The organism is Streptococcus sp. 1559 (assembly GCF_013276735.1).
Taxonomy (GTDB): Bacteria; Bacillota; Bacilli; order Lactobacillales; family Streptococcaceae; genus Streptococcus; species Streptococcus pseudopneumoniae.
In genome coordinates this window covers 1-8,157 of sequence record NZ_VMLO01000067.1, presented here as the reverse complement: position 1 = coordinate 8,157, position 8,157 = coordinate 1, and the positions used below count along the sequence as shown (strand labels likewise).

General features: G+C 34.3%; 1 protein-coding gene and 1 pseudogene. Both read left to right on the top strand.

Annotation, left to right across the window (positions count from 1 at the left end):
- Positions 1 to 643, top strand: a pseudogene (locus HT688_RS08325) (transposase); the annotation flags it as partial.
- 577 nt (positions 644 to 1,220) lie between these two features.
- Positions 1,221 to 7,787: a S8 family serine peptidase gene (locus HT688_RS08320; protein WP_172923698.1), complete on the top strand. Its 6,567-nt coding sequence runs from the start codon at positions 1,221 to 1,223 to the stop codon at positions 7,785 to 7,787.
- The last annotated feature ends 370 nt before the right edge of the window (positions 7,788 to 8,157 follow it).

The following is an 8,157-nucleotide window of genomic DNA, read 5'->3' as shown; positions in this document are numbered from 1 at the left end:
GCTTTATCACACCTGTTTTCGAACGGTTTAATCAACTTCTCTTTCGAATGGATAGTGGCTTTGCGACCCCAAAATTATACGATTTAATTGAAAAAACAGGGCAATACTACCTCATAAAACTCAAGAAAAATACTGTTCTGAGCCGTCTTGGATCCCTCGCCCACAGGATGAGGACTTAACCATCTTGCCCCACTCCGCCTACTCAGAAACTCTCTATCAAGCAGGATCTTGGTCGCACAAGCGTCGTGTCTGCCAGTTCTCTGAACGAAAACGTGGTCAAGCCGAGAATTTCATCAAGGAGATGAAGGAGGGATTTTTTGGCGATAAAACGGATAGTTCAAGCTTAATCAAAAACGAAGTTCGTATGATGAAGAGCTGTATCGCCTACAATCTCTATCTTTTTCTCAAACATCTAGCTGGAGGTGACTTCCAAACTTTAACAATCAAACGCTTCCGCCATCTTTTTCTTCACGTGGTAGGAAAATGTGTTCGAACAGGACGCAAGCAGCTCCTCAAATTGTCTAGTCTCTATGCCTATTCCGAATTGTTTTCAGCACTTTATTCTAGGATTAGAAAAGCCAACCTGAATCTTCCTGTTCCTTATGAACCACCTAGAAGAAAAGCGTCGTTAATGATGCATTAAATAACAGTCGAGATGAAAAAATCGTGTGACGCACCAAGGGAGGAGTCTGCCCTTTTGAGGAAATCTAGCGAGGAAAAACGATACTGGAACAGCAGAAAGTAAAACTGGCCTCATGAGGAGGAAGAAAGTGGCTCATGAGGTCAGGGGTTTTGTAAGTTACATCTAGTTGAGAGAGGTATGAATGATTTGGGGTTAAGTCTTATTCTTAGCGGTTATTTATATTGTTTAATAGCGCTGATATTTCATCAATGATGTTTGACTTTGTGATTTTGGTAGTGGTTCAATTTGATTGCTACTATTTTTGATGGTGTGAATGTTCTGACAATGTACCCCAGCTAACTACGAAAGTTTTTGACTCTATATTTTTAATGTGTATTAAAAAATAAATTAACACATATTAATTTTTCTTGACTTAAATTTAAAAAATGATATACTATTTTTATGGAGAGCTAACAATTATATATAAATGTACTACTCTATTTCCTAGATAATACTTAGTAAAACTTTTTATAACAAAGGCTAGCAAAGTTAAAGTTTTCTATCTATTGGAAGTTAAATAAATATGTAAGGAATTAAAATGAAAAAAAGTACAGTATTGTCATTAACCACAGCTGCAGTTATTTTAGCAGCCTATGCCCCTAATGAGGTAGTCTTAGCGGATACATCTAGCTCTGAAGATACTTTAAATATCTCTGATAAAGAAAAAGTAGTAGTAGATAAGGAAACAGAAAATAAAGAGAAACATGAAGAGATTCATCATGCTATAGAAGCTTCAAAGGATACTGAAGAAAAGAACACAACAATTATTGAGGAAAAAGAAGTTGTTAGTAAAAATCCTGTGATAGACAATAGCACTAGCAATGAAGAAGCAACAAGCAAAGAAGAAAATTCCAATCAATCCCAAGGAGATAAAGCGGACTCGTCTGCAAGTAAAGACCCAGAAAGTCCCAAAAAAGAGGATAAACTTGTCTATATTGCTGAATTTAAAGATAAAGAATCTGGAGAAAAAGCAATCAAGGAATTATCCAATCTTAAGGATACAAACGTTTTATATACCTATAATACGATTTTTAATGGTGTTTCAATAGAAACAACTCCAGATAATCTGGATAAAATTAAACTAATAGAAGGTATTTCATCGGTTGAACGGTCACAAAAACTCCAACCCATGATGAATCATGCCAGAAAGGAAATTGGAGTTGAGGAAGCTATTGATTACCTAAAGGCCATTAATGCTCAATTTGGAAGAAATTTTGATGGCAGAGGTATGGTCATTTCAAATATCGATACGGGGACAGATTATAGGCATAAGGCTATGAGAATCGATGATGATGCCAAAGCCTCAATGAGATTTAAAAAAGAAGACTTAAAAGGCACTGATAAAAATTATTGGTTGAGTGATAAAATTCCTCATGCTTTTAATTATTATAATGGTGGTAAAATTACCGTAGAAAGAGCTGATGATGGAAGTGATTATTTTGATCCCCATGGGATGCATATTGCAGGGATTCTTGCTGGAAATGATACTGAAAAAGACATCAAGAACTTTAATGGCATAGATGGAATTGCACCTAATGCACAGATCTTCTCTTATAAAATGTACTCTGACGCAGGATCTGGGTTCGCAGGGGATGAAACAATGTTTCATGCTATTGAAGATTCCATCAAACACAACGTTGATGTTGTTTCGGTATCATCTGGTTTTACAGGAACAGGTCTTGTAGGTGAGAAATATTGGCAAGCTATTAGAGCATTAAGAAAAGCAGGCATTCCAATGGTTGTCGCTACGGGTAACTATGCGACTTCTGCTTCAAGTTCTTCATGGGATTTAGTAGCAAATAATCATCTGAAAATGACCGACACTGGAAATGTAACACGAACTGCAGCACATGAAGATGCGATAGCGGTCGCTTCTGCTAAAAATCAAACAGTTGAGTTTGATAAAGTTAACATAGGTGGAGAAAGTTTTAAATACAGAAATATAGGGGCCTTTTTCGATAAGAATAAAATCACAACAAATGAAGATGGTTCAAAAGCTCCTGATAAATTGAAATTTGTATATATAGGCAAGGGCCAAGACCAAGAGTTGATAGGTTTGGATCTTAAGGGCAAAATTGCAGTAATGGATAGAATTTATACAAAGGATTTAAAAAATGCTTTTAAAAAAGCTACGGATAAGGGCGCACGCGCCATTATGGTTGTAAATACTGTCAATTACTACAATAGAGATAATTGGACAGAGCTTCCAGCTATGGGATATGAAGCGGATGAAGCTACTAAAAGTCAAGTGTTTTCAATTTCAGGAGATGATGGTGTAAAGCTATGGAACATGATTAATCCTGATAAAAAAACTGAAGTCAAAAGAAATAATAAAGAAGATTTTAAAGATAAGTTGGAGCAATACTATCCAATTGATATGGAAAGTTTTAATTCCAACAAACCGAATGTAGGTGACGAAAAAGAGATTGACTTTAAGTTTGCACCTGACACAGACAAAGAACTCTATAAAGAAGATATCATCGTTCCAGCAGGATCCACATCTTGGGGGCCAAGAGTAGATTTACTTTTAAAACCCGATGTTTCAGCACCTGGTAAAAACATTAAATCTACTCTCAATGTCATTAATGGGAAATCAACTTATGGCTATATGTCAGGAACTAGTATGGCAACTCCAATCGTAGCAGCTTCTACTGTTTTGATTAGACCGAAGTTAAAGGAAATGCTTGAAAGACCTGTATTGAAAAATCTTGAGGGAGATGACAAAATAGACCTTACAAGTCTTACAAAAATTGCTTTACAAAATACTGCGCGACCTATGATGGACGCAACGTCTTGGAAAGAAAAAAGCCAATACTTTGCATCACCTAGACAACAGGGAGCAGGGCTAATTAATGTTGCCAATGCTTTGAGAAATGAAGTTGTAGCGACTTTCAAAAACAAGGATTCTAAAGGTTTGGTAAACTCTTATGGTTCTATTTCTCTTAAAGAAATAAAAGGAGAAGAAAAATATTTTACAGTTAAGCTTCACAATACATCAGACAGACCTTTAACCTTTAAAGTTTCAGCATCAGCGATAACTACAGATTCTCTAACTGACAGATTAAAACTGGATGAAACATATAAAGATGAAAAATCTCCAGATGGGAAGCAAATTGTTCCAGAAATCCATCCAGAAAAAATCAAAGGAGCAAATATCACATTTGAGCATGATACTTTCACTATAGGCGCAAATTCTAGCTTTGATTTGAATGCGGTTATAAATGTTGGAGAGGCTAAAGACAAAAATAAATTTGTAGAATCATTTATTCATTTTGAGTCAGTGGAAGAAATGGAAGCTCTAAACTCTAACGGGAAGAAAATAAACTTCCAACCTTCTTTGTCGATGCCTCTAATGGGATTTGCTGGGAATTGGAACCACGAACCAATCCTTGATAAATGGGCTTGGGAAGAAGGATCAAAATCAAAAACAATGGAAGGTTATGATGATGATGGTAAACCGAAAATTCCTGGAACCTTGAACAAGGGTATTGGTGGAGAACATGGTATAGATAAATTTAATCCAGCAGCTATTATTCAAAACAGAAAAGATAAAAATATTACATCACTAGACCAAGACCCAGACTTATTTGCCTTTAACAACCAAGGTATTCATGCAGAATCCACTAGTGGATCTAATGTTGCTAGGGTATATCCACTTGACTCAAAGGGAGAACCACAAAGTGTTTCACTAGAAAGAGGATTAACCCCTTCTCCACTTGTATTAAGAAGTGCAGAAGAAGGATTGATTTCAATAGTAAATACAAATAAAGAGGGAGAAAATCAAAGAGACTTAAAAGTCATTTCGAGAGAACACTTTATTAGAGGAATTTTAAATTCTAAAAGCAATGATGCAAAGGGAATCAAATCATCTAAACTAAAAGTTTGGGGTGATTTGAAGTGGGATGGACTCATCTATAACCCTAGAGGTAGAGAAGAAAATGAACCAGAAAGTAAGGATAACCAAGATCCAGCTACTAGGATAAGAGGACAATTTGAATCAATAGCTGAGGGTCAATACTTCTACAAATTCAAATATAGATTAACCAAGGATTATCCATGGCAAGTTTCTTATATACCAGTAAAAATTGATAATACAGCTCCAAAAATTATTTCAATTGATTTTTCTAATCCAGATAAAATTAAATTGATCGCAAAAGATACCTACCACAAGGTAAAGGATGAGTACAAACACGAAACCTTGTTTGCTAGAGACCAAAAAGAACATCCTGAGAAATTTGAAGAAGTAGCCAACGAAGTATGGTACGCAGGTGCAGCTCTTGTCGATAAGTATGGAGATGTTGAGAAAAGTCTTGATGTAACTTACGCCGGAGAGGGTGAGGGAAGAAATAGGAAACTTGATAAAGATGGAAATACTATCTACGAAATTAGCGGAGCAGGAGATTTAAGAGGAAAAATCATCGAAGTAATCGCCCTAGATGGTGCAAGCAACTTCACCAAAATCCATAGAATTAAATTTGATGACCAAGCTGATGAAAAAGGAATGATTTCTTATTACCTAGTAGATCCTGACAAAGCTGCTTCTAAATATGAAAAACTAGGTGAAATTTCTGAAGAAAAACTCAAAAATGCAAAGAGCCCAGAGGAAAATACCAATAATAATCAAGCTAAGGATGAAGATTCAAAACCAGATGAAGAAAGTTCAGTTGAGGGAGAAGCTAGCCTTGAAATAAATAAAACTATTTCAACAATTAGAGACTTTGAAAATAAAGACCTAAAGAAACTCATTAAAAAGAAATATAGGGAAGAAGAGGACTTTGTAAATGGTGGTACAAGAACAGTAGAACTTGATTATCAATATGACGATGAAGGAAATATAACTGCCTATGAAGATAAGAGTGCTCTAGAATATGAAACTGAGAAACTTGATGATGTTAAATCAAAACTTGGTGGAGTATTAAGCCCATCAAAGGATGGACATTTTGAAATTCTTGGAAAAGTAAGTAATGTATCCAAAAATGCTAAGGCTTACTATGGCAATGACTTCAAATTAATAGAAATTAAGGCAAGTAAATACGACCCACAAACTAAAACTCTAACCTTTGACTTATTTGCAAACACAAATGATGTAGTCGATGGTCTATCCTTTACGGGTGATATGAATATCCTTGTAAAAGATAAGGGTGAAACAAAAGCTAAAACTAAAATTAGAATGCCTGAAAAAAATAAGGAAACTAAAACAGAATATCCCTATGCATCAAGTTATGGGAATGTAATTGAATTAGGAGAAGGAGATCTTTCAAAGAACAAACCAAACAATTTAACTGAAATGGAATCTGGTAAAATCTATTCTGATTCAGAAAAACAACAATATCTGTTAAAGGATAACATCATTCTAAGAAAAGGCTATGCACTAAAAGTGACTACCTATAATCCTGGAAAAACGGATATGTTAGCAGGGAATGGAGTTTATAGCAAGGAAGATATAGCAAAAATACAAAAGACCAATCCTAATCTAAGAGTCCTTTCAGAAAAAATAATTTATGCTGATAGTAGAAATGTTAAAGATGGAAGAAGCACTCAATCAGTATTAATGTCGGCTTTGGACGGCTTTAACATTGTAAGATATCAAGTGTTTACCTTTAACATGAATGATAAAGGGGAAGCAATCGATAAAGATGGAAATCTTGTGACAGATTCCTCTAAACTTGTATTATTTGGTAAAGATAATAAAGAGTATCATGGGGAGGAATATTCTAATGTAGAAGCTATAAAAGAAGATGGCTCCATGTTATTTATTGATACCAAACCAGTAAACCTTTCAATGGATAAGAACTACTTTAATCCATCTAAATCTAATAAAATTTATGTACGAAATCCAGAATTTTATTTAAGAGGTAAGATTTCTGATAAGGGTGGTTTTAACTGGGAATTGAGAGTTAATGAATCGGTTGTAGATAATTATTTAATCTACGGAGATTTACACATTGATAACACTAGAGATTTTAACGTTAAGCTGAATGTTAAAGACGGTGACATCATGGACTGGGGAATGAAAGACTATAAAGCAAACGGATTTCCAGATAAGGTAACAGATATGGATGGAAATGTTTATCTTCAAACTGGCTATAGCGATTTGAATGCGAAAGCAGTTGGAGTCCACTATCAGTTTTTATATGATAATGTTAAACCCGAAGTAAACATTGATCCTAAGGGAAATACTAGTATCGAATATGCTGATGGAAAATCTGTAGTCTTTAACATCAATGATAAAAGAAATAATGGATTCGATGGTGAGATTCAAGAACAACATATTTATGTAAATGGAAAAGAATATACATCATTTGATGATATTAAACAACTAACAGATAAGACACTAAATATTAAGATTCTTGTAAAAGATTTCGCAAGAAATACAACCGTAAAAGAATTTATTTTAAATAAAGATACGGGAGAAATGAGCGAATTAAAACCTCATAGGGTGACTGTGACCATTCAAAATGGAAAAGAAATGAGTTCTCAGATAGTGCCGGAAGAAGATTTTATTTTACCTGTCTATAAGGGTGAATTAGAAAAAGGCTATCAATTTGATGGTTGGGAAATTGCTGGTTTCGAAGGTAAAAAAGACGCTGGCTATGTTATTAATCTATCAAAAGATACCCTTATAAAACCTGTATTCAAGAAAATAGAGGAGAAAAAGGAGGAGGAAAATAAACCTACTTTTGATGTATCCAAAAAGAAAGATAAGGTGCAAGCAAATCATAATCAATTAGATGAAAGTCACAGAAAAGAGGATTTACAAAGAGAAGATCATTCACACAAATTTGATTCAACTAAAGATGTCAAAACTACAGTTCCTGTACAAGTAAATTATAGTCAATTAGATGAAAGTCAAAGATCTGATTCAACTAAGGATGTTACAGCTCCAGTTCCTGATAAAAATGATAAAAACTTTGAAAATGAGAAGGAAGTTTATCTTAATGAACCAGAGAACATAGCTAATAAAGATACCAATATTGATAGTAAATCAACTACTAACAATGATAGGTTGCCAAAAACCGGAACAGTTAGCGAAGTCTTCACGTCATTGGTTGCCGGAATAATGTTTACCGTAGGTGCATTTCTTGGATTAAAGAAAAAAGATTAAGATTAAGACAAAAGCTATAGATGAAAAAATGGTTTATGTACTGAGATGGTGTGATGATGAAACAGTTTTGTGAAAATAGCTATTTATAACTCAATTATTTAGTTTACTTTACTATTGATACTCTTTTTGGATTTATTAATAGACTTAGTTTAGAAAACTAATGAATTGATTGAAAGGGTTAGTATTGACAAATATTGATTAGCAAATAGAGTCTTTCAAAATTTAAAGGCTAATAGAGGTGATGAGACAATTTCAAGGAATTAAGTAGCGTTTGGTTGCTTAATTCCTTTTCATTTGGGAGGTAGTTTTTCACCTGCTTCCTTATTTTATCGCCATTATTTAACCACTTAGACGTAAGCGCGTCATAACA